Below are 20,271 nucleotides of genomic sequence, written 5' to 3'. Positions count from 1 at the left end.
GGCAATACCGGCGAGATCATCCGCGGCCTGGAGACCGGCCAGCTCAATTTAGGCTTCATCCGCCCGGTGGAAAACATCGGCTCCTTGCGCTTCGTCTCGCTTGCGCATGAGCGCTACTACCTGGCAGTTGGCCATGCCAATCCGCTGTCAGCCAGGGACGAGATCAGCATCGATGATCTGCGCACTCAGAAGATCATCGCCTTTAACCGGCAGAACCTGTCGTTTTCGGAGCGCTACTTCAATGAGAAGTTTGCGGAATACGATCTCACCGCCAACATTGCCTTCAGCTGCGATGACACCTATGCGCTGGTGTCGCTGGTCTCTGCCGGGCTTGGCATCGGCTTTGCGCCGGAATGGACGCTGGATCTTCCCAATCGCGGCTTTGAGCTGAAGAAGGTAAGCGGGATCGACTTCCGGATAGGGCTTGGCATTGCCTGGAGCAAAGAAGACCCAACCGCTGGCCGTGATGATATCGTCGACATTGCGCGGTCGCTGGCTCGGGCAGGGCGGTGAGCGCTCGAGAGTGAGCCTGCGCTGGTGCCGACTTCTCCGCTGCTCCGGTAGATTGCCGAGCTTGGCTAGGCAGTTTTAGCTTAGCCCGAGGGGCCTGCCCCCTTATAATTCCAGTTTACGCGAGCTAGAAGTGGTTGCGTAACCGCTAAGGTTGAGGCTCGTCATGACCGTTACCATGCTTTCAGGCCGAGAACTCAATCAGGACGTCGGCCGCGCAAAGCGCGCCACCAGGGATGGACCGGTGATCATCACCGACAGGGGCCGGCCTGCGCATGTCCTCCTGTCGTTCGATGAGTACAAGCGGCTTATCGGTAAAATGCGGACGCTCGGTGACATGCTGGCCGCGCCCGGAGCGGATGATGTTGACTTACCGCTCCCGCAGCGCACGGAACATGCCCGGTCGGTTGACCTATCCTGATGCTGTTGCTCGATACCAATGTCGCGTCCGAACTGCGCAAAGTCGCGAGTGGCAAAGCTGATCCCAATGTCGTCGTTTGGAACGAAACCGTCGATCCGGCCGAGACCTTCATTTCATCCGTAGTCCTGCACGAGCTGGAGATCGGCGTTCGGCTGGTGGAGCACAATGATGCAGTCGCCGGCAAGGTGCTGCGCAACTGGTTGGAAAATACGGTCCTTACGGCATTTTCCGGCCACATCCTGCCTCTCGACGAGGCTCCGAGAACTGCTGAGCTCTTCCGATGAATCAAAGGCTTAGCCATCTCAATTCGAGGCCCTTCGGTTCGATTCCGTTCAAGACCTGCGAAGCCTCCAGCTAAAAAGGTGGCAGTCATAGCCGACACCCGCAGTCGACCTCTTGGAAAGCAGCCCGACCAACCCAATCGGCCAGCGTGGAGCGGACGAGGTCCTCAGGTGCAGGCAGAACAAGCTTTCTCTGCCGCGCTATCGTTCGCCAAGTCGAAAGGCGGTTCCCCGCAACGGGCCGAGGCTCTCCGACACGATCTGCGCATTGACTTCATCAGGCCAATGCCGAGATTTGCTAACGAGGCTGAGGATCAGCGCGTGGTTGAAGCCCGAGCAACAAGTTCAGGCGCAAATCGTTCCACCACCCGATCGTCGGCGCTTCCTTTCGATCCGGTCGAGGAGCCGACGGGTTGCGCGACGTGCAACCTCCTGGGAAGGCAGAAGCAATGTAGAAAGCGGTGGCTCCATAAAACGTGCGAAGGGGTGGTTTCCCCACCCCATAACCAACACATCATCCGGGATGCGGATGCGACGCTCGCGTAGAGCTCGGTAGAGGCCGAGCGCATAATAATACTCCCGGATCAGCGCTGGCGCTCCTTCGGGTGTGTGGTCCCGCGGTGACTTCCTTGATATCGCCAGCCCGAACGCCGTTGAGAAAGCGCTGCAGCGCCTGACAAACCGTGGCGATATTCGTCGACCTTACCGCGGGCTCTACGACAAACCCTCTATCAGCAAGCTCACTGGAAAGCTGGTGTTCCCGCCGCGCGCATCATTCGTTGATGCAATCGCCCGCCGGGACAAGCTTCGGATACTCGTGGACGGAATGACCGCGGCTAATGATCTCGGGCTCACAACGGCTGCTCCCGCGCGATCGACAATCTACGCGGACACATATCCGCGGACGATCGAAATCGATGCAACCACCGGGGATCCCAAGGTGAGCGCGCCGGTCATCTACACGCTCGATTTCAAGCGAGTCTCGGCTAAAGCCGCATTCTGGGCCGGCCGGCCGGCCATGCGCATAGTCCAGGCGTTAGCTTGGGTGCGCGATGATCGCAGCAATTTGGAACCGGCCATAAGCGGGATCGTCCAGAAACTGAGGAAGAGCCCGGACCGAGAAGCGATTTCGGATGATCTCCGATCCAACCTCTCGGCTCTGCCAGCCTGGATGTATTCGGCTGCGCAAGAAATAGCCGACGGCTTAGCACCACACGGCCAGGAAACGACGCCAGAGGGGACCGCCGATGCAGACCACGTTCATTGAGGTTCTTCGATCGAGCCCCGACGAACGCCGTGCGTTGTATGCGGCAGCCGCAGCTGGCCTCCAGACGCGCGCTGAGAATGTCGAAAAGAATCTCTATGTCTGTTGAATCCTGGACTTTCTGTTCAATCAGCGAGATGGCGATCCGGTCAATCTCTACTTCAAAGGCGGCACCAGCCTGAGCAAGGCCTATGACGTCATCAAAAGGTTCTCCGAAGATATCGACTTTGGCGTCTATAAAGCCGACATTGAAGCACCCCTTGAAGACGAGATTGCCGCACAGGGCTCGGTGACCAAGCAACAGAAAATGCTCGCAGAGAAGGTCGACGATGCGGCGCGCACCTACATCTCCGGCCCTTTACGCGACCAGCTTATCCGCAAGATTGCAGAGATCGAGGCGAGTTGGCGAACAAGGCCATTTAACCGTCGAGTACGGCTACGATGCCTATCGGAAACGTGACGCGCTCGACATTCTTGTCGTCACCTATAAGAGCGTGTTTGGGACCGATGCCGATTGCGTTAGGCCGGCCGTCCGGATAGAGGGCGGCGCCCGCCCTGATCCTGTTCCCGTCGAAGCTCGCACGATCATCCCCTACATCGCGTCCGAACTGACCTCTGCGGACGACTTGGCGGTCAATGGGGTAACGACCGTGAAGCCGGAAAGAACCTTCTGGGAGAAGGTGCTTATTCTCCATGCGATGACCGAAATGACGGAGAAGCGAGCCGACGAGCAGAACCCCGAAAAGCCGGTACCTGATCTCAACCGGTACTCGCGGCACTACTATGATGTCCATCAAATCTGGACGAACGGCGCTTATGGAAAGAAAACGGCCCGCATGAGTGAGTTGGCCGAGGCCTGCCGAGTGCACAAGGAACTGAGGTTTCGGGCGCCAGATCATCGCTATGATCGCGCAGTGCCGGGAAGCTACCGGCTAAACCCAAATTCTGAGATGCTGGAAAAGCTCGCACGCGACTACGAGCGTATGTCAGCCATGATCTTCGGCGAAATCCCGAAATTCGGGGACGTGATGCGAAGCATTGCTGAACTCGAGCAGTTCCTTAATTCGGTTTCTGAAGAGAAAAATTGAGGAGGCCATGTAGGACTAGCTCCAGGTGCTGCCGTGACATTTGCGCGCCGTTTGGAGAAGCCCCAAGTGCATCACGCCCGTCTTGCAGGGTAGGAGATCACGCGTCATCCTGCAATGCGCCATGAACACCTCGGCTGGAGTGTTGTAGCCAAGGCATTTACGGGGTTTGTCATTCAGATGACGTGCGAGTTGGATCAGGTCGCGTTGTGACACGGCGGCCAGATCTGTAGCTCCTGGCATGAAGCGGCGTAGGCGCTTGCTGGCGTTTTCCAGGGCTCCCTTTTGCCACTCTACACTGGGGTCGCAGAACCAGCTACGCGCGCCGATCCCCTTCGTCCAAAGCCCCGAATCCGGCAAACTCGGTACCGCGATCAAACGTGAAGCTTTGACGCGCAAATGCCGGCAAAGGAGAAAGAACTCTGATGATCTTGTCCATGATCGGGGCGCGAATGCCGGCTTGGATTCTTGATGAGAACGGTGTAGCGGCTCTTGCGCTCCACGAAGGACGTGACATTGGCATGGCCGAGTGGACACTCAAACACGGTGACGGTCCAATTGCCTGCGACCATCACCGCGAGCGCCGCGCCGCCGCCATGAACCTTCGGACGCAAATCACTCGGGTATGACAGACGGATAGAGGACGGCCTGTTCGCCATTGGTCCGCCACCGTTAAGTTTACGATGCCAGCTAGTAGCATTCTTGAGAAACCACTTTGGCTAGCATGTAGCTCAGGATCAGCCCGAGTCATCGCGGCGGCGTTCGAACGACTTTATGGCCGCCGCAGCATCGAACGGCGTGCCATCTTGGAACTTTGACACCGTCAGCCTGAGCGAAAGGTGCGTCAGAGACCTTAGCTGCGTGCTCCGAAATCCTCTGTATGGCGCGTAGACGGTTAGCTCTCGACGGTCAAGTTGCACGTGATCGGGCGCCCTTCGCTGCCCGCAGGTGAAATGCCAGCTTACGAGCGTAACTACTGCCTTACGAAGTCAAGAAAATTGCGACTTTCATGAATTTTGGCATTGACGCCACCGCGGATTGCGGGGCAGTTTGAACCACTTGGAAATTGGTTCGAACCAATAAGCAAAATGGCAGTACAAGGACTACCCGAAAATTCAACTTATGCTCTCGAGAAGCTCCGAGAGCTGCTGAGCTCTTCCGATCTTCCTGCGGACGGCAAGCTGCCGACCGAGCGTGCTCTCTCCGATCTGTTCGGCGTCAGTCGCCGCGCTATTCGCCGGGCGCTGGAAGTCCTTGATGCCGAGGGCAGGATTTCTCGCCGCCAGGGATCCGGGACTTACGCGGGTCAGCGAGCCGAAGGGCTCAGCCGGCACGTCGGCGCTATCGTCGCCGGAACCAATTTTCTTGAAATCATGGAAGTGCGGCTGCGAATAGAACCGCAGCTGGCGCAACTTGCTGCCGTCCGTGCCAAGCCAGCCGACATCGAGCGCATGCGTGAATTGACGAAGAAGATCGTCGCCAGTGAGGATGCCGACGCACGCGAATTGTGGGATGGCGCGCTGCACCGGCTGATCGCCCAAAGCGCCGGCAATCAGTTCTTTCTGGAAATCTTCGACGTCATCAACCACGTCCGCCAGGACGACGCCTGGCAGGCGATCCGCGAAATGGCGCGCCGCAGCCATAAGACGGAGGAGCGCGCTTATGCGCAGCACGCCGCCGTGATCGACGCAATCGCCGAACGGGATCCGTTACGCGCTGCCGAAGCGATGCGCCAGCACCTGCTGATGCTGCAGGAAAGCCTCATCCGCGTCACCTCCTTCGATCTGCCGGAAGAGGGAAGCGAAGAGAAACGAAAAGCGGACGGAGCCGCTTTGGACGCCTGACAATCGGCCGGCCAGGGAAGCCGGCCCGGAAAACTGGTTCAAACATAAGAGGGAACGAGATGAAAACTGCCAACTTCCTTGCTACTCTTGGCGCAAGCGTCCTGTTAGCGCTACCGACCTTTGCCGCCGAACTGAAGATCGGCCTTGCCGATGACGCTGACGTCTTGGATCCGGCGCAATCGCGTTCGTTCGTCGGCCGTATCGTCTACACGGCGCTATGCGACAAGCTGTTCGACGTCACTCCCGATCTCAAGATCGTCGGGCAGCTGGCAACGGATTACAAATGGTCCGCAGACGGCAAGGAACTGACGCTGACGCTGCGACAGGGCGTGAAATTCCAGGATGATACGCCCTTCAATGCCCAGGCTGTCGTCGACAATATCACCCGCGCGATGACCCTGCCGGAATCGCGCCGCAAGAGCGAGCTTTCCTCCGTCTCCAAGGTCGAGGCGACAGGGGACTACGAGGTGAAGTTCACGCTGAAGGCTCCGGATGTTACGCTGGTCGCACAGCTTTCCGACCGCGCCGGCATGATGATCTCACCGAAGGCCGCCAAGGAACTCGGCGCCAAGTTTGGTGATCATCCGGTCTGCTCCGGCCCGTTCAAGTTCGTCGAACGCGTGCAACAGGACCGCATCGTGCTCGAAAAGTTCCAGGACTATTGGAACAAGGACAACATCTTCATCGACAAGATCACCTATCGGCCGATCCCGGATAGCGCGGTGCGGCTCGCAAACCTGCGCTCGGGCGACCTCGACCTGATCGAGCGCGTGGCGCCGACGGATGTCGAGACCGTGAAGGGCGATTCCAACCTGGACATGGTCGACAAGGTCAATATCGGCAACCTCGGCATCTACTTCAACGTCGGCAACGGCGCCCGCGCCGACAATCCCCTCGGCAAGGACAAGCGGCTTCGCCAGGCTTTCTCGCTGGCGATCGACCGCGAAGCAGCAATGCAGATCGTCTATGACGGGACGGGTGTCGCCGGCAACCAGCCGTTCCCGCCCTCGAGCCCATGGTTCAACAAAGATCTTCCGGTTCCGGCCCGCGACGTCGACAAGGCCAAGGCCCTGATCAAGGAAGCGGGCTTCGACCGCGTTCCGGTCGAGCTCAACATGGCCAACGATCCGATCATCGCCCAGATGATGCAGATCATCCAGTCGATGGTCGCCGAAGCCGGGTTCGACGTGACCTTGAAGGCCACCGAATTCGCCACGCTGCTCAACGACCAGACCGCCGGCAACTATCAGGTCAGCCGGTCAGATTGGTCCGGCCGCGTCGATCCTGATGGCAACACCAACCAGTTCTACACCACCGGCGCGGGCCTCAACGACATGCACTACAGCAACCCCGACGTCGACAAGCTGCTTTCCGAAGCCCGCCAGTCGCAGGACGATGCCGTGCGCAAGCAGAAATACGATGCGGCCGGCAAGATCCTCGCTGAGGACCTGCCGATCGTCTACATCGGGCATCAGGCTTGGATCTGGGGCTACAACAAGAAAGTCACCGGCTTTGTCCCGTCACCGGACGGCATGATCCGCCTCGTGGGCGTGAAGAAGGCCGACTAACAGAAAACGCCGCGCGGGGGCTGTCTCTCCCGCGCGGCGCCTGCAACGCGACTGACAAGCATCGGGATCTCCTCATGTACACCTACATCGGAAAGCGGCTGCTGCTTGCCATACCGACGCTGCTGATCATATCCGTCTTCGTCTTCTCGCTGCAGAAGCTTCTGCCGGGTGATCCGGTCCTGGCCATGGCCGGCGAGGACCGCAGTCCGCAAGTGCTGGAGCTCTTGCGCGAAAAATACCGGCTGAACGATCCGGTGGTCTACCAGTACGGCTACTGGCTGGCGGGTGCGGTGAAGGGCGATCTCGGCATCTCGCTGAGGACGAACCAGGAAGTGACGACGCTGATCGCCGAGAAGCTGCCGGTGACGATCCAGCTCGCCGTGATGTCGATCGTCTTTGCACTGTTGATCGGCATCCCCATGGGCATACTCGCTGCAGTCAAGAAAAACACCGCGCTCGATCTCGTCGCCAATTTTATCGCGCTCTGCGGCCTGTCGATCCCGAACTTCTGGTTCGGCATCATGCTTATCCTCTTCATCTCGGTAAAGCTCGGCTGGCTGCCGGCCTCGGGCTACGCACCCTTTTTCGAAGATCCACTGCATTCGATCGAAACAATGATCATGCCGGCGTTCGTTCTCGGCAACGCGCTCGCAGCCACGCTGATGCGCCATACGCGCTCCTCGATGCTGAGCGTGCTCAGCGCCGACTACATCCGCACCGCCCGTGCCAAGGGTCTGTCGGAGGGGGCGGTCGTATTGCAGCATTCCTTCCGCAACGCGCTGCTTCCGATCGTCACCGTCACGGCGCTTCTCTTCGGCGAGCTGCTTGCCGGTGCTGTTCTGACCGAGCAGATCTTCACCATTCCCGGTTTCGGCAAGCTGATCGTCGATGCCGTGTTCAACCGCGACTATGCCGTTGTGCAGGGCATCGTGCTCTGTACTGCGACAGGCTTCATCCTGATGAATCTCGTCGCCGACGTGCTTTACGTCCTGCTCAACCCGCGCATGAGGACCGCCCTATGACCGCCATCGAGCAGTCGGCCACAGCAGTCGAGCCGCGTTCGCAAAACCGTGCCTGGCGCAAGATGAAGGCCAACAAGGGCTCGCTTGCGGGCCTTGTCATCGTCCTCTTCTTTGCGGTCGTCGCGATCTCCGCGCCGCTGCTGCCGATACCCGACCCGGCGGCGACGAGCTGGTCGGCGATCCGCAAGGCGCCGTCGCTTGCCCATCTTCTCGGCACCGACGATCTCGGTCGCGACATCCTTTCTCGCATGGTCTGGGGTGCCCGGGCATCGCTGCTGGCCGGCATCTTTTCGGTGGCGATCGCGGTTGTCGTCGGCGTGCCCTTCGGCCTGGTCGCCGGCTATTTCGGCGGCTGGATCGACCATGTGATCTCGCGCATCATCGAGGCGTTCCTGGCGATGCCGTTCCTGATCACGGCGATCGCGCTCGCCGCCTTCCTGGGACCGAGCCTCTCCAACGCGATGATCGCGATCGGGCTCTCGGCCATGCCGATCTTCGTGCGGCTGACGCGTGGCCAGACGCTCGCCGTCAAGACCGAGGAATTTGTGGAAGGCGCGCGCGCCATCGGGCTTCGCCACTTCAATATCATCAGACGCTACATCCTGCCGAACGTCTTCGCGCCTATCCTCGTGCAGGCGACGCTGACGATCGCCACCGCCATTATCGCCGAGGCAAGCCTGTCCTTCCTCGGTCTCGGCCAGCAGCCGCCGGCGCCGAGCTGGGGTTCGATGCTCAACGTCGCCAAGAACTTTCTCAACCAGGCGCCCTGGATGGCGCTGTGGCCGGGACTAGCGATCTTTCTCGTCGTCATGGGTTTCAATCTTCTCGGGGACGGCCTGCGCGATGCGCTGGACCCTCGGGAAGCGTAATTTCTTCGAAAGGAAATTGAGATGAGTACGTTCACGACCCGCCCCGAAATTCTCGGCACCTTCGGCGTCGTCACCTCGACGCACTGGATCGCCTCGGCCGTCGGCATGAGCATCCTGGAAAAGGACGGCAACGCCTTCGACGCGGCGGTCGCGACCGGTTTCGTACTCCAGATCGTCGAGCCGCATCTGGTCGGCCCTGGCGGCGACCTGCCGGCGATCATCTATTCGAAGAAGAAGGATAAGGTCGACGTCATCTGCGCCCAGGCGCCGGCGCCGGCCGGAGCCACGATCGAGCACTATACGAACGAGGGACTGAAGATGATTCCCGGCGACGGTCTGCTCGCGACCGTCATTCCGGGCTCCTTCGATGGCTGGATGCTGATGCTGCGCGACTATGGTCGCTTGAGCGTCCGCGACGTTCTCGAACCGGCGATCCATTATGCTGAGAACGGCCATCCCGTGCTGCCGCGTGTTTCTGCCACCATCGCCGGCCTTGCCGACTTCTTTGAAAAGGAATGGCCGACCTCGTTCGAAACCTGGCTGCCCGGCGGCTCTGCGCCCGCTCCCTGGTCCAACTTCAAGAACCCCGTGCTTGCCAAGACCTGGAAGCGCATCGTCTCGGAATCCGAGAGCAAGTCCGGCCGCGAGGCGCAGATCGAAGCCGCACGCGACGCCTTCTATCGCGGTTTCGTTGCCGAGGCGATCGACACATACCTGCGCAAGGCGGAAGTGATGGATGCGAGTGGCAGCCACCACAAGGGCGTGCTGAGCGCGGACGACATGGCGAACTGGCAGGCGACCGTCGAGGCGCCCGTCACCTATGACTATCACGGCTGGACGGTCGCAAAGACCGGTCCGTGGGGACAGGGGCCAGTACTCCTGCAATCGCTGTCGCTGCTGAAGGGTTTCGATCTTGCCTCCATGGATCCGGCCGGTCCAGATTTCGTACACACGGTCGTCGAGGCAATGAAGCTCGCCTATGCCGACCGCGAGATCTATTATGGCGATCCTGATTTCACCGACGTACCGCTTGAAGAGCTTCTGTCGGACGCCTATGCCGCCGAGCGCCGCAAGCTGATCACGAACGAAGCCTCCTTCGATCTGCGTCCCGGCCGTGTTTCCGGCTTCGAGGCACAGTACGATGCCACCATGGCGCTGCTTGAAGGCGCCAAGACGGGTGCTGTCTACGAGCCGACCATGGCGCATCTGAGCGAGAAGCGCGGCGACACCGTGCATATCGACGTCATCGACAGCGAAGGCAACATGGTATCGGTGACGCCCTCCGGCGGATGGCTGCAATCCTCCCCGATCGTTCCCGGCCTCGGCTTCTGCCTCAATTCGCGCGCTCAGATGTTCTGGCTGAAACCGGGTCTGCCGTCGTCGCTCGCCCCGGGCAAGCGCCCACGCACGACATTAACGCCTTCCATTGCTCTCCATGAAGGCCGGCCGACACTCGCTTTCGGTACGCCGGGCGGCGACCAGCAGGACCAGTGGCAGCTCGCTTTCTTCCTGCGCTATGTCCATCATGGCATGAACCTGCAGGAAGCAATCGACCAGCCGCTCTTCCACACCGCGCATTTCCCGGGCTCCTTCTATCCGCGCACCCGGGCGCCGGGCGACCTGACGGCCGAAGCCAATTTCCCCGCGGTAGTCCTCGAGGCCTTGCGCCTGAAGGGCCATCAGCTAACGGTTGCCGATCCATGGACCGTCGGGCGCCTGACGGCGGCGCGGCGCGATGCCGACGGACTGTTGCGCGCGGCCGCCACGCCGCGCCTGATGCAGGCCTACGCGGTCGGGAGATAATCGCGATGACCTGGTCCATCGTTGCCCGCGAACCGGAAACTGGCCATCTGGCGATCGCGGTCGCCACCCGCTTCTTCGCTGTCGGCGGCGTCGTGCCGCACATTCGCGGCCGCGTCGGTGCGGTCGCGACACAGGCCTTCGTGAGCCCGCTCTACGGCACCGATGGTCTCGCCATGCTCGCCGCCGGCAAGTCGCCGGAGGAGATCATTCCGGCTCTGACCGGGCGCGACGAGGGGCGGGAGCAGCGCCAGCTGCACCTCGTTGATGCCAAGGGCCACAACGCGGCCTTCACCGGCGCCAAGTGCATCGACTGGGCCGGCCATCTGGTCGACGACAACGTCTCGGTCGCCGGCAACATGCTGGCGGGACCGCAGGTGATCGCCGAAACGCTCGCCACCTTCAAGAAGACGGCGGGCCGGCCCCTGGCCGAACGGTTGCTCGAAGCCATGCAGGCCGGCGAGGACGCCGGCGGCGACAAGCGCGGCAAGCAGTCGGCGGCGCTCGTCATCTACCGCGATCAGGATTTTGCCTGGCTCAATCTGCGCGTCGATGACCACGCCGATCCCTTGGGCGAACTCAACCGGCTCTACGCCGTCGCAAAGGAGCGCTACCTGCATGTCGCCGAGACCATGCCGACCCGGGACAATCCGAGCGGCATGATCGACCGGCGCGCAATCGACGAGCGGATCGCAGGGCTGGAGGCGGAACGCGTGGCGGCCGGAAGACCGTCCGCCTCGTTCGCCACGCCGCTCAAACCCGCGACCTGATGCAAATGGAAGGTGAGCCCATGACAACCGCAGCCGCCGTCAAGCCCGCCGCAGGCCTGGCACCCGTCCTGTCGGTCTCCGGCCTGACGACGTCGTTCAGGGTGGACGGCGCCTGGCGGCCGGTCGTGCGCGACGTCTCCTTCGACGTGATGCCAGGCGAGACCGTCGCCATCGTCGGCGAAAGCGGCTCAGGCAAGAGCGTTACGTCGCTCTCGATCATGCGGCTGCTTGCGAAAGGCAGCAGTCGGGTCGAAGGCCGCATCCTGCTCAATGGGAGGGATCTCCTTTCGCTCTCCGACAAGGAGATGCGCGGTGTCCGCGGCAAGGACGTCGCGATGATCTTTCAGGAGCCGATGACCTCGCTGAATCCGATCTTCACCATCGGACGGCAGATTTCCGAGGCACTGACCTGCCATGGCAATCTTTCGGCGGCGGAAGCCAGGGCTGAGACGATCCGTCTGCTCGAAAAGGTCCGGATCCCGAATGCGGCCTCGCGCTTCGACGAATATCCCCACCAGTTTTCCGGCGGCATGCGCCAGCGGGTGATGATTGCCATGGCGCTGGCCCTGCGTCCGAAGTTGTTGATTGCCGACGAGCCGACGACCGCGCTCGATGTCACCATCCAGGGCCAGATCCTCGATCTCATAAAGACGCTGCAGGAAGAGGAGGGTATGTCCGTCCTTTTCATCACTCACGATATGGGCGTGGTAGCGGAGATTTCGGACCGCACCGTCGTCATGTATCGTGGCGAGGCCGTTGAAGCAGGAAAGACGGAAGATGTTTTCCACCGCGGCCAGCATCCCTACACCCGCGCCCTGCTTTCAGCGGTGCCGCGTCTGGGTTCGATGACGGATCGTGCAAGCCCGCTTCCATTCCCGGTGGTGGACGCGGCGACCGGCCAGCTGAAAGAGGCCGCAGAGGCTTGCCGAACCGTTGACGATAACAGGAAGCCGATCCTCGAAGTCAAAGGGCTCGTCACCCGCTTCGACATTCGCGGCGGGCTGCTCGGGCGCAAAACCGGTGCGATACACGCGGTCGAGAACGTTTCCTTCGACCTTCACCAGGGCGAAACACTCTCGCTCGTCGGTGAATCCGGCTGCGGCAAGTCCACGACCGGCCGCTCGATCATGCGCCTTCTCGATGCGCGGGCCGGCAGCGTCCGCTTCGAGGGAAAGGACGTGCTGAAACTCGACGGCGCCAGCCTGCGTACCATGCGCCGCAACATCCAGATGATCTTTCAGGATCCCTTTGCCAGCCTTAACCCGCGCATGAGCGTCGGCACCTTGATCGCCGAACCCTTCAGCGAACACGGCCTTGGAACGCGCGCTCAGGCACGCGACAAGGCAGCCGACCTCATGGAACGGGTCGGGCTGAAGGCGGAGATGATGAGCCGCTATCCGCACGAATTCTCCGGCGGCCAACGCCAGCGCATCTGCATTGCCCGTGCACTGTCACTTGATCCCAAGGTCATCGTGGCGGACGAGAGCGTTTCGGCGCTCGATGTCTCGATCAAGGCGCAGGTCTGCAATCTCCTGATGGACCTGCAGAAGAGCCTCGACCTGGCCTATCTGTTCATCTCGCACGACATGGCCGTCGTCGAGCGCCTCAGCCACCGGGTCGCAGTCATGTATCTTGGCGAGATCGTGGAAATCGGGCCGCGTCCGGCGGTCTTCGGCAATCCGCAGCACAGCTATACGAAGAAACTGATAGCTGCAGTGCCGGTCCCCGATCCCGTCCGCCGCGGTATCCGGCGAAACCTCGCGGCTGACGAGCTGAAAAGCCCGGTTCGTCCCCTCGACTACGTCCCACCCACACGCCAGTATCGCGAAGTCAGCCCCGGCCACCTGGTTAGGATCGACCAAGACGCTTAGGACCGAGGTTTGTGCCCTTACGGTCGTGTTCTTCGACGTTTGGTCGGGGATCGCGGGCGGACGGAGCGGGATGCGAGATTCCCACCGGTCTGTGGCCCGCTTCTGTCCGGAAAAACTCCTTAGCCTGCATCAGCAGGATATAGGCGATCGCTTCGCTGGAAATACTAGATCCGAGGCCCTTCATGGACACCATTGCCGATTAATGGAAGGATGACGGCAAGCAAAGTCGTTTTGGGATGGATATGTTGGTCATACGCATGAAAATCCTTGCAAACGGGGCTTCATGCCGCAAATGGATCACAACCTCACGCGTGATTGACTGGTCGGCCAATGACGGCCGTGCACCCTGGCAAAGTGAGCGATCCGAGCGTTTGCGATAGGCACATTCTTTTACGACATATTGCATCGCCGAATGGCTGTCATATTATGCGCATCCATTCGAAGTGATCGTGGTGACTAAATGCGCGATAGCGGTGGCTACGGGGAAGGCTTCGGCAAAAGGCTTGGCGCGCAGGCAACGTCCTTTGTCAGCAGAGCGCTTCGAAAATCGACGATCGCCGCAACCGAACTCCGATATGATAGTCCGAGCTTTGAACTCTCCACTCCTCCAAAGGAGGAAGATGCGTTCATGGTCGGGCACTATCTTGTCGACTGTCCATCCTATCTTTACTGGGAGAGTGGTCGTCCCGCTCCGGCCTCGGCAATAGGTCAAGGGCAGACCATCATTTATGACCTCAAGCGACAGCCGACATTTCTCCTGAATCACGGCTTCCACACTGTTCACTACTATTTCTCCCGTGCTGCCCTAAGCGCCATCTCAGAGGAAGCAGGTGCTTCTCCTATCGATGAGCTGCAATACAAGCCGGCATTGGCCACCGATGATCCTGTTATGCGGAATATGTCAGCCGGATTGTTGCCGTTCTTTGGGCGCCCCGAAGAAGCGAGCGTGCTCTTTATGGACCATGTGATGCTTGCGATCGGAATCCACGTGGCCGCTCGCTATGGCGGCATGAGGCTTAGGCGGGAAGGCGCGCGCGGCGGGCTTGCACCTTGGCAGGAGAAGCGGGCTAAGGAAATGATCGTGTCTAGACTTGGTGAGGATATCTCGCTCGCCGCAGTCGCCAGCGAATGCGGGGTGTCGGCCCGTCATTTTTCCCGGGCGTTTCGACAATCGACCGGTATTTCGCCGCACCAGTGGCTGACGCAGCAACGCGTGGAGACTGCGAAGCGGCTTCTCGCCGCCAACGAACTGAACCTCACCCAGGTGGCCCTGGCTTGCGGCTTTGCTGACCAGAGCCATTTCACACGAGTTTTCGTGGCGCTAACCGGAACGAGCCCAGGGTTATGGCGGCGGAATAACGCCATATGAGCGTTGTCAGGGCCGAGAGAACAGCGATCCGCCCTTAAACTTATTCCTGTCCGAATCAAACAATAGATGACCCGTCGCTTCCAGCGGCCTTCCAGTTCATCGCTTAGGATGATCCCGTCTTCAGTCGGAAACGCGGGAGAAAAAGATGGACTACGAGGCATTTTTCAATGAACGGTTGTCAGACCTTAGGTCTGAGGGCAGGTATCGGATTTTCGCCGATTTGGAGCGCACCGAGGGCACATTCCCCCGAGCTATGATTCATTCGCCGGACGGATCACGTGAAGTGATCGTGTGGTGCTCCAACGACTATCTCGGCATGGGGCAGCACCCTGCTGTCGTCTCCGCTATGAAGGAGGCCGTGGATGCATATGGGGCTGGAGCCGGGGGCACCCGCAATATCGCCGGTACCAATCACCTTCATGTCCTTCTTGAGAGCGAACTTGCCGCCTTGCATGGCAAAGAGGCGGCTTTGACATTCAGTTCCGGCTATATGTCGAACTGGGCCACTCTGACGACATTAGGCACGCATATACCCGATCTTATTGTCTTCTCGGACGCAGCTAATCATGCTTCGATGATTGAAGGCATCCGCCATTCGAGGTGTGAGCGCATTGTCTGGCGGCACAATGACGTCCGCGATCTGGACGACAAGCTCCGTGCAGCCGATCCTCACGCCCCAAAACTGATTGCCTTTGAATCTCTCTATTCGATGGATGGTGACATTGCTCCCATCCGTGACATCTGCGACCTCGCCGAGAACTATGGTGCGATGACCTACCTTGATGAGGTCCATGCCGTCGGAATGTACGGGCACACCGGCGGCGGTATTGCCGAAAGTCAGGGTTTATCAGACCGTCTGACGATTATCGAGGGAACGCTGGCCAAGGCGTACGGGGTCATGGGCGGTTACATCGCCGCGTCGGCAGCGCTCTGTGATTTCATTCGCTCGTTCGCCTCTGGCTTCATTTTTACGACAGCGTTGCCACCGGCGCTTACCGCCGGGGCATTAGCCTCGATAAGACATCTTAAAAAGAGTCCATTCGAGCGCGTCCGGCATCAGGATCGGGTCGCCCGATTGCGCGCGCTTCTCGATCGAGCCGCCATTCCTCACATTGATAATCCCAGCCACATTATCCCGATCGTCATTGGCGACGCGGCCAAATGCAAGTGGGTATCCGACCTTCTCGTTCGGGATTTCGGCATTTACGCGCAGCCAATCAACTATCCGACTGTCCCCCGTCGGACCGAGCGTCTCCGGATCACGCCTACACCACTTCACACCGATGCGGACATCGAACACCTCGTTGGCGCACTCTCGTCCTTGTGGTCGCAGTGCGCGCTTTCCAAAGCGGCAGCCTGAGCCCGAGTATCCCGGCAATCGTTGCTGGCCGTCCGAACAAAGGAATTCGTCATGGAACAGCAGGTAAAGCCATCAGTCGCCCCACAATCCAGCATTCCACTTCGTCCCTTAGGCGCTGTGGAGCAATACTTCTGGCTTAGCGACCAAAATAGTCCCAAACACTTCTGCATGACGCTGCAGGTGTCGGGTGAAACGACAATTGAATCCTGGAAGAGTGCTCTCGAGGCTACCCGGTTGCGGCACCCACTCCTGCGTTCGAAGATCGCAAGGAATGAGTTCGGCGTTCCAAGTTTTTACATGGGCAGTGGTCGCCCGATCCCGCTAGAAGTCATCAGGTCCGAGCCGCCACATGCGTGGAAGACAGTGGTGTCGGATGAACTGATGAAGCCGTTCGAACAAACCGATGCGCCGCTCGTTCGCGCAGTTTTGTTTCACTCACCTCGCTATGCGACACTGGTCGTCACTGCGCATCACGCAGTAGCTGACGGCATGTCGATCGCATTTGTATTGCGAGACATGCTAGAGGTGATGAGTGGCGGTCACCGCGGACAGCTCGGGCTGGCCCTCGCGCAAGAGAGCATCGCCTCTGAATGGGACGTTAATTCCGTCGGGGCAGCCCAGTCCGCAACGGCGATCCCGGCGCGAATGCTTGATAGGTCAAAGGGCTGGCCCGTCATTTCGAGCCTGCAACTGTCGCAAGAATTCTCAGCGCAGCTTAGGGTGGCTGTGCGGCGTCATGCGACGACCGTCCATGGCGCGCTCCTGTCGGCCATCATTCTGGCAGGTCGGCGGCTTTCAAAAGCATGGTGCGACGCGACAATCCGCGCCGTATCCCCGGTCAATCTCAGGCCGACGCTCGGTATCACAGACGACTGTGTTGTCTCCATCGTCTTCCCGATCGGCGGATACGCGCCGGGCATCGCGACCGGGCTCTGGGATCTGGCCAGGGATATCCGCCAAGACCTGATGCCGATGAAGACTCGAGAGGCAATTGTCGAGTCCTTCGGTGCGTTTCAGCGTATCTTCGACGCTTCGCCCTCGGTCGAGGAGCTCGCCGCCATCGAGTTGCAGGCTTGTGCTTGCGAAATGATGCTCTCGAACCTTGGGGAAGCGCCCTTGTCTGACGCGTACGGCGCTGTCCGTGTCGAAGCCCTTTGGGGACCATCGGTTTTTGTCGGCATCGAGGGCGAGCAGATGATCGGTGTAGCGACAGTCGGCGGCCGCATCCATTTGCTCCACACGAGCTTCACACCGATTCCCGGCCTTCTGAAGGCTGCCGAGAACCTGCTCCGGGAAGCCGTTGATTGATCATGAAGCGCAGACGATTTTGTCCTTTTTAGACAAAACATCGCCGCCCAGTTCACGACACCCGAGATGCCGCTACTAAACTCAACGAACACCAACGCGGTTCGCCGGAGGTATAGGCGATGTCTGATGTGATCGAAAACACCGAATTTGTCCCGACCGAGGGAGCCGCGACGCCGGCGTCGATTGTGGCGGCCCTCAAGGCTGTTGCGGGCAATCCTCCAAAGGTTCGAGCGAGTTTCGCAAAGGGTCGGTGCGTACGGGGCCGCTACGTGCCTTCCGGGCGCGCGGCGGAAATTACACGTTCTGTGAATTTCACGAGACCAGGCCGTGTACTCGCGCGGTTCTCGATGGGTGGCGGCAACCCGAACGTTGCAGACACGAATAACCTCGTGTTGCGCGGGTTCAGCTTTCGGATCGAGACCGACGGCGAGACGTCGGACATCCTTGTCGAAAGCGCACCGGTCCATTTCGCTCGCACTCTCGACCAGATGCTTGCCTTCCTTAAGGCCCGCATTCCCGGGCCGGACGGCAAACCGGACCCCGCCAAAGTCAAATCCTTTTCGGACGCCAATCCCGAGACACTCAACCAGGCGAAGTACATTGCGGCCCGTTCGCTCCCGGCGAGCTTTGCGGGAACCACGTACTGGGGAGTTCACTCATTCCCCGTTATCAACGAAGCAGGCAAGACGAGATTCATTAAATTCAAGATCGTGCCACGGATCGGAGAGATCGTTCTGACCGATGAAGAGGCGAAAGAGAAGGCTGTGGACTTTCTCCACCATGACCTTGAGGATCGCATCCGGAACGGCGGGATAGAGTTTGACATTCTGGCGTTGCTCGATCGACCAGGCGATCCGACCATGGATGTTACCGCTCGCTGGCCCGGAGAAGATGAACGTGAAACAGTTGTCCTCGGTACGATCACGATCGATGCGATCGATAGTGATCATGCCTGCGATGTCTCGATTTTCGATCCGGGTACGTTGGCCCACGGAGTTGGCTATCCGCCCGACGAAATCTTCGCCGCGCGTCTGAAGGCCTATCGAATTTCCTTGGCAAAGCGCCAATAACGACCGATCGAACTACGAGAGCTGCCCGCGAGGAAACTGAGATGCGCAGTCAGGGAGTTTATGGACAAAGTCTCGGAGACCACTTTCACCTGGACGACGCTCCGGCCATCGTGACCAAGACGCTGAAGCGATCGGAAGTGGCGGTCACACACATTAAGTGTCGGAAACCTAGCCTGACGTCATCGATCCCGCCCGAAGATGCCTATCTGGTGGCGTATCAGATCGAAGACTGCATCGAGCACGAGCTTTGGATCAACGGCAAGGGTACCGGCAGGCTTCCCTTTTTCGGCGGCCAAACATCCTTCTACGATCTGCGTGAAGACCCAACGTCCTTCATCGGCGAAACTTCGAATTGCATGATGTACTACCTGCCGAAAAGCGCCATGGATATGATAGCGGAGGAACATGGCAAGCGATTTGGAGAGCTGGAGATGCGGTCCGACAAGCCCGCTGATGATCCGGTCATCGCCGCCCTTAGCACAACCCTGATGCCCGCTTTTGCAAATCCCGAATATGCGAGCCAACTCTTCCTCGATCACACGACGCTTGCCGTCGCCAATCATATCGCCCACCGTTACGGCGGTCTGCACGTGATTGCGCGGGCTGTCGCTGGAGGTCTCTCCGCGAAGAATGAACGGCGCGCGAAGGAAATCATCGACGCCAATCTTACCGGAGAGATTTCCCTCGCGGAACTTGCATCGCACTGCGGACTGTCGCCCCGCCATTTCGCGCGCGCCTTCAAGCAATCTACGGGAATGCCCGCGCATCACTGGATGGTGGTGCGGCGTTGCGATCGGGCAAAGCACCTGCTTCGGGATACTCGATTGCCGATTTCCGACATCGCACTCGCCTGCGGTTTCGCAGACCAAAGTCATTTCACCCGCACCTTTTCCCGCATTGTCGGCATCTCGCCCGGTGCGTGGCGCAGGCGCGCTTAGGAGAACGATATGGAAGAGACCGGTGCTTACGGTGAGCGGTTGAGAAAGACTTTCAAAGTCGCCCGCGCGCCATCCCTTGTCGCCAAAACCTTGAAGAACGCCCGGATCGCCATCACGGAAATCCGTTGCGATAAGGCAAACACGGGCCTGAGCGAGCCGATCGCAGTCGAGGACGCGTTCCTCATGACCGTGCAGTTGCGCGACGTTCCCGCTCACGACCTGTTCCTTGATGGCAAGCAAATGAAAACCGCGTTTCTGCCTGTGGGGACAACGAGCTTTTACGATCTGCGCTCGTCTCCGGTGGCCAATAGTATAAGCGCTTTTAACCACATCAGCTTCTATGTGCCCCGAACAGCATTGACGGCTATCACCGATAAGGAAGGAATTTCGTCGGTCGACGCTTTCAATCACAACCCGGGCGTTGGCGTGCAGGACCCCGTCATGCATAATCTGGTCCGTGCCATACTTCCGGCGTTCCGTTCCCCTGGTCTCGCCAATCAGTTGTTTGTCGACCATCTGACAGTTGCTGCAACCGCCCACGCAGTGCGCCATCACGGATGTGCGTTTCGACAAAAAGCGACGCGGCGCAAGACCTTGTCGGACGGAGAGGTCTCAAGAGCACAGGAAAAGCTCTCAGAACATCTGGACGGTGACCTCAGGCTGGAGGAACTTTCGGATGAGTGCGGCATGTCGCCACTAGAATTTGTGTCCGCCTTCGAGGAAACCGTCGGCGGCTCCGTTCACGCCTGGAGGGACGACCTCAGGATTGAGCGTGCGAAGCGCCTGTTGGTCCGCGGCTACGAAGCAAGAGAAGTGGCCGCGCTCCTTGGTTATGAGCAAGTTTCCGACTTCGTCGGCGATTTCATCCGAAAAGTCGGGACCGACCCGCGTGGTGTCCACTGACTACCACTACCGGTCGCT

At 59.8% G+C, this 20,271-nt stretch carries 17 protein-coding genes and 3 pseudogenes; 18 read left to right on the top strand and 2 right to left on the bottom strand.

The genetic code is table 11. The features are described 5' to 3' along the window. The 3 genes and pseudogenes from C934_RS0118800 to C934_RS32150 form a co-directional block, all read left to right on the top strand. On the top strand, nucleotides 1–513 hold a 513-nt coding region (locus tag C934_RS0118800; protein ID WP_018858194.1), incomplete at its 5' end, for a LysR family substrate-binding domain-containing protein. 163 nt (nucleotides 514–676) lie between these two features. Next, nucleotides 677–931, top strand: a complete 255-nt coding sequence (locus C934_RS0118795; RefSeq protein WP_018858193.1) for a type II toxin-antitoxin system prevent-host-death family antitoxin — start codon at nucleotides 677–679, stop codon at nucleotides 929–931. After that, nucleotides 931–1,188: pseudogene (locus C934_RS32150) on the top strand (type II toxin-antitoxin system VapC family toxin); the annotation flags it as partial. The gene C934_RS0118795 and the pseudogene C934_RS32150, both read left to right, overlap by 1 nt. 369 nt (nucleotides 1,189–1,557) lie before the next feature. Here C934_RS32150 and C934_RS36465 read toward each other — a convergent pair. Next, on the bottom strand, nucleotides 1,558–1,737 hold the full coding sequence (locus C934_RS36465; RefSeq protein ID WP_442965927.1) for a substrate-binding domain-containing protein: 180 nt from the start codon (nucleotides 1,735–1,737) through the stop codon (nucleotides 1,558–1,560). Nucleotides 1,738–1,819: 82 nt separating this feature from the next. On the opposite strand from C934_RS36465, the gene C934_RS32145 reads away from it, so the two are divergent. Together C934_RS32145 and C934_RS32140 are read left to right on the top strand one after the other, a co-directional pair. Next, nucleotides 1,820–2,479: a DUF6088 family protein gene (locus C934_RS32145; protein ID WP_018858191.1), complete on the top strand. Its 660-nt coding sequence runs from the start codon at nucleotides 1,820–1,822 to the stop codon at nucleotides 2,477–2,479. A 106-nt stretch (nucleotides 2,480–2,585) separates the two neighbouring features. Beyond that, nucleotides 2,586–3,564, top strand: a pseudogene (locus C934_RS32140) (nucleotidyl transferase AbiEii/AbiGii toxin family protein). Nucleotides 3,565–3,663: 99 nt separating this feature from the next. Here the strand turns inward: C934_RS32140 and C934_RS32135 are convergent. Continuing rightward, nucleotides 3,664–4,103 (bottom strand): annotated as a pseudogene (locus C934_RS32135) (IS30 family transposase); the annotation flags it as partial. A gap of 546 nt (nucleotides 4,104–4,649) precedes the next feature. Here C934_RS32135 and C934_RS0118765 point away from each other — a divergent pair. The 13 genes from C934_RS0118765 to C934_RS0118705 all read left to right on the top strand — a co-directional run bounded on the left by C934_RS0118765 (nucleotide 4,650) and on the right by C934_RS0118705 (nucleotide 20,253). Next, on the top strand, nucleotides 4,650–5,405 hold the full coding sequence (locus tag C934_RS0118765; RefSeq protein WP_018858188.1) for a FadR/GntR family transcriptional regulator: 756 nt from the start codon (nucleotides 4,650–4,652) through the stop codon (nucleotides 5,403–5,405). Nucleotides 5,406–5,464: 59 nt separating this feature from the next. Next, complete coding sequence (locus C934_RS0118760) at nucleotides 5,465–6,973, top strand: ABC transporter substrate-binding protein (RefSeq protein WP_018858187.1); 1,509 nt, start codon at nucleotides 5,465–5,467, stop codon at nucleotides 6,971–6,973. A gap of 74 nt (nucleotides 6,974–7,047) precedes the next feature. Beyond that, nucleotides 7,048–7,995 (top strand): ABC transporter permease, encoded by a 948-nt coding sequence (locus C934_RS0118755; protein ID WP_018858186.1) that lies wholly within the window; start codon nucleotides 7,048–7,050, stop codon nucleotides 7,993–7,995. Then, a complete protein-coding gene (locus C934_RS0118750; protein WP_018858185.1) occupies nucleotides 7,992–8,864 on the top strand; it encodes an ABC transporter permease in 873 nt (290 codons plus the stop codon). Before C934_RS0118755 ends, C934_RS0118750 begins: the two co-directional genes overlap by 4 nt. A 21-nt stretch (nucleotides 8,865–8,885) precedes the next feature. After that, nucleotides 8,886–10,667, top strand: a complete 1,782-nt coding sequence (locus tag C934_RS0118745) for a gamma-glutamyltransferase family protein (RefSeq protein ID WP_018858184.1) — start codon at nucleotides 8,886–8,888, stop codon at nucleotides 10,665–10,667. 5 nt (nucleotides 10,668–10,672) lie between these two features. Further along, nucleotides 10,673–11,434, top strand: coding sequence for a DUF1028 domain-containing protein (locus C934_RS0118740; RefSeq protein ID WP_018858183.1), 762 nt, complete (start codon nucleotides 10,673–10,675; stop codon nucleotides 11,432–11,434). A gap of 20 nt (nucleotides 11,435–11,454) precedes the next feature. Beyond that, nucleotides 11,455–13,305: an ABC transporter ATP-binding protein gene (locus C934_RS0118735; protein ID WP_018858182.1), complete on the top strand. Its 1,851-nt coding sequence runs from the start codon at nucleotides 11,455–11,457 to the stop codon at nucleotides 13,303–13,305. Nucleotides 13,306–13,765: 460 nt separating this feature from the next. Beyond that, a complete protein-coding gene (locus C934_RS0118730; RefSeq protein WP_018858181.1) occupies nucleotides 13,766–14,674 on the top strand; it encodes an AraC family transcriptional regulator in 909 nt (302 codons plus the stop codon). A 145-nt stretch (nucleotides 14,675–14,819) separates the two neighbouring features. Continuing rightward, entirely contained in the window at nucleotides 14,820–16,034 is a 1,215-nt protein-coding gene (gene hemA, locus C934_RS0118725) for a 5-aminolevulinate synthase (protein ID WP_018858180.1), read from the top strand. Nucleotides 16,035–16,085: 51 nt separating this feature from the next. Next, the gene (locus C934_RS0118720) at nucleotides 16,086–17,342 is read left to right on the top strand and encodes a condensation domain-containing protein (protein WP_083929877.1); all 1,257 of its coding nucleotides are present in this window, start codon (nucleotides 16,086–16,088) and stop codon (nucleotides 17,340–17,342) included. A gap of 119 nt (nucleotides 17,343–17,461) precedes the next feature. Further along, nucleotides 17,462–18,412, top strand: a complete 951-nt coding sequence (locus tag C934_RS0118715; RefSeq protein WP_018858178.1) for a catalase family peroxidase — start codon at nucleotides 17,462–17,464, stop codon at nucleotides 18,410–18,412. Between the two features lie 41 nt (nucleotides 18,413–18,453). Beyond that, entirely contained in the window at nucleotides 18,454–19,350 is an 897-nt protein-coding gene (locus tag C934_RS0118710) for a helix-turn-helix domain-containing protein (protein WP_018858177.1), read from the top strand. A gap of 9 nt (nucleotides 19,351–19,359) precedes the next feature. Beyond that, nucleotides 19,360–20,253, top strand: coding sequence for a helix-turn-helix domain-containing protein (locus C934_RS0118705; protein ID WP_018858176.1), 894 nt, complete (start codon nucleotides 19,360–19,362; stop codon nucleotides 20,251–20,253). Nucleotides 20,254–20,271: the final 18 nt, after the last annotated feature.

The sequence above is a fragment of the Rhizobium sp. 42MFCr.1 genome (assembly GCF_000377185.1).
In the GTDB taxonomy this organism is placed as follows: Bacteria; Pseudomonadota; Alphaproteobacteria; order Rhizobiales; family Rhizobiaceae; genus Rhizobium; species Rhizobium altiplani.
This window is presented reverse-complemented; position numbering and strand designations above follow the sequence as displayed.

Excerpts from the sequence above, each read along its gene's own strand:
- C934_RS0118795 (WP_018858193.1), top strand. The coding sequence starts at position 677 with ATGACCGTTACCATGCTTTCAGGCCGAGAACTCAATCAGGACGTCGGC.
- C934_RS0118765 (WP_018858188.1), top strand. The coding sequence starts at position 4,650 with ATGGCAGTACAAGGACTACCCGAAAATTCAACTTATGCTCTCGAGAAG.
- C934_RS0118760 (WP_018858187.1), top strand. The coding sequence starts at position 5,465 with ATGAAAACTGCCAACTTCCTTGCTACTCTTGGCGCAAGCGTCCTGTTA.
- C934_RS0118755 (WP_018858186.1), top strand. The coding sequence starts at position 7,048 with ATGTACACCTACATCGGAAAGCGGCTGCTGCTTGCCATACCGACGCTG.
- C934_RS0118750 (WP_018858185.1), top strand. The coding sequence starts at position 7,992 with ATGACCGCCATCGAGCAGTCGGCCACAGCAGTCGAGCCGCGTTCGCAA.
- C934_RS0118745 (WP_018858184.1), top strand. The coding sequence starts at position 8,886 with ATGAGTACGTTCACGACCCGCCCCGAAATTCTCGGCACCTTCGGCGTC.
- C934_RS0118740 (WP_018858183.1), top strand. The coding sequence starts at position 10,673 with ATGACCTGGTCCATCGTTGCCCGCGAACCGGAAACTGGCCATCTGGCG.
- C934_RS0118735 (WP_018858182.1), top strand. The coding sequence starts at position 11,455 with ATGACAACCGCAGCCGCCGTCAAGCCCGCCGCAGGCCTGGCACCCGTC.
- C934_RS0118730 (WP_018858181.1), top strand. The coding sequence starts at position 13,766 with ATGCGCGATAGCGGTGGCTACGGGGAAGGCTTCGGCAAAAGGCTTGGC.
- hemA (WP_018858180.1), top strand. The coding sequence starts at position 14,820 with ATGGACTACGAGGCATTTTTCAATGAACGGTTGTCAGACCTTAGGTCT.
- C934_RS0118720 (WP_083929877.1), top strand. The coding sequence starts at position 16,086 with ATGGAACAGCAGGTAAAGCCATCAGTCGCCCCACAATCCAGCATTCCA.
- C934_RS0118715 (WP_018858178.1), top strand. The coding sequence starts at position 17,462 with ATGTCTGATGTGATCGAAAACACCGAATTTGTCCCGACCGAGGGAGCC.
- C934_RS0118710 (WP_018858177.1), top strand. The coding sequence starts at position 18,454 with ATGCGCAGTCAGGGAGTTTATGGACAAAGTCTCGGAGACCACTTTCAC.
- C934_RS0118705 (WP_018858176.1), top strand. The coding sequence starts at position 19,360 with ATGGAAGAGACCGGTGCTTACGGTGAGCGGTTGAGAAAGACTTTCAAA.